Source organism: Buttiauxella sp. B2, assembly GCF_006376615.1.
GTDB lineage: Bacteria > Pseudomonadota > Gammaproteobacteria > Enterobacterales > Enterobacteriaceae > Buttiauxella.
This window is the reverse complement of the sequence record NZ_VEXQ01000066.1, coordinates 1-1,696: the sequence shown is the minus strand read 5'-3', so window position 1 is coordinate 1,696 and position 1,696 is coordinate 1. Positions and strand designations below refer to the sequence as shown.

The following is a 1,696-nucleotide window of genomic DNA, read 5'->3' as shown; positions in this document are numbered from 1 at the left end:
AAAAAAATATCAAGTCTTGAAGAGTGACCAAGCAGTAATTCATTTAGTTGAATTATTACGAAAGTTAATTTTTGAGCACCGCTTCACGAGTTGAAGCAAATCAAGCTTTTAATTGAAGAGTTTGATCATGGCTCAGATTGAACGCTGGCGGCAGGCCTAACACATGCAAGTCGAGCGGTAACAGGGATTAGCTTGCTAATCTGCTGACGAGCGGCGGACGGGTGAGTAATGTCTGGGAAACTGCCTGATGGAGGGGGATAACTACTGGAAACGGTAGCTAATACCGCATAACGTCTTCGGACCAAAGAGGGGGACCTTCGGGCCTCTTGCCATCAGATGTGCCCAGATGGGATTAGCTAGTAGGTGAGGTAATGGCTCACCTAGGCGACGATCCCTAGCTGGTCTGAGAGGATGACCAGCCACACTGGAACTGAGACACGGTCCAGACTCCTACGGGAGGCAGCAGTGGGGAATATTGCACAATGGGCGCAAGCCTGATGCAGCCATGCCGCGTGTATGAAGAAGGCCTTCGGGTTGTAAAGTACTTTCAGCGAGGAGGAAGGCATTGTGGTTAATAACCGCAGTGATTGACGTTACTCGCAGAAGAAGCACCGGCTAACTCCGTGCCAGCAGCCGCGGTAATACGGAGGGTGCAAGCGTTAATCGGAATTACTGGGCGTAAAGCGCACGCAGGCGGTCTGTCAAGTCGGATGTGAAATCCCCGGGCTCAACCTGGGAACTGCATTCGAAACTGGCAGGCTAGAGTCTTGTAGAGGGGGGTAGAATTCCAGGTGTAGCGGTGAAATGCGTAGAGATCTGGAGGAATACCGGTGGCGAAGGCGGCCCCCTGGACAAAGACTGACGCTCAGGTGCGAAAGCGTGGGGAGCAAACAGGATTAGATACCCTGGTAGTCCACGCCGTAAACGATGTCGACTTGGAGGTTGTTCCCTTGAGGAGTGGCTTCCGGAGCTAACGCGTTAAGTCGACCGCCTGGGGAGTACGGCCGCAAGGTTAAAACTCAAATGAATTGACGGGGGCCCGCACAAGCGGTGGAGCATGTGGTTTAATTCGATGCAACGCGAAGAACCTTACCTACTCTTGACATCCAGAGAATTCGCCAGAGATGGCTTAGTGCCTTCGGGAACTCTGAGACAGGTGCTGCATGGCTGTCGTCAGCTCGTGTTGTGAAATGTTGGGTTAAGTCCCGCAACGAGCGCAACCCTTATCCTTTGTTGCCAGCGGTTCGGCCGGGAACTCAAAGGAGACTGCCAGTGATAAACTGGAGGAAGGTGGGGATGACGTCAAGTCATCATGGCCCTTACGAGTAGGGCTACACACGTGCTACAATGGCGCATACAAAGAGAAGCGACCTCGCGAGAGCAAGCGGACCTCATAAAGTGCGTCGTAGTCCGGATCGGAGTCTGCAACTCGACTCCGTGAAGTCGGAATCGCTAGTAATCGTAGATCAGAATGCTACGGTGAATACGTTCCCGGGCCTTGTACACACCGCCCGTCACACCATGGGAGTGGGTTGCAAAAGAAGTAGGTAGCTTAACCTTCGGGAGGGCGCTTACCACTTTGTGATTCATGACTGGGGTGAAGTCGTAACAAGGTAACCGTAGGGGAACCTGCGGTTGGATCACCTCCTTACCTAAAAGATACAAACCCGCGTAGTGCTCACACAGATTGTCTGAT

The 1,696-nt window shown here is 52.5% G+C and carries 1 rRNA gene; it reads left to right on the top strand.

The annotated features are described in order from the left end of the window. Window positions 1-109: 109 nt before the first annotated feature. Window positions 110-1,651 (top strand): 16S ribosomal RNA (locus tag FH968_RS23495). Window positions 1,652-1,696: the final 45 nt, after the last annotated feature.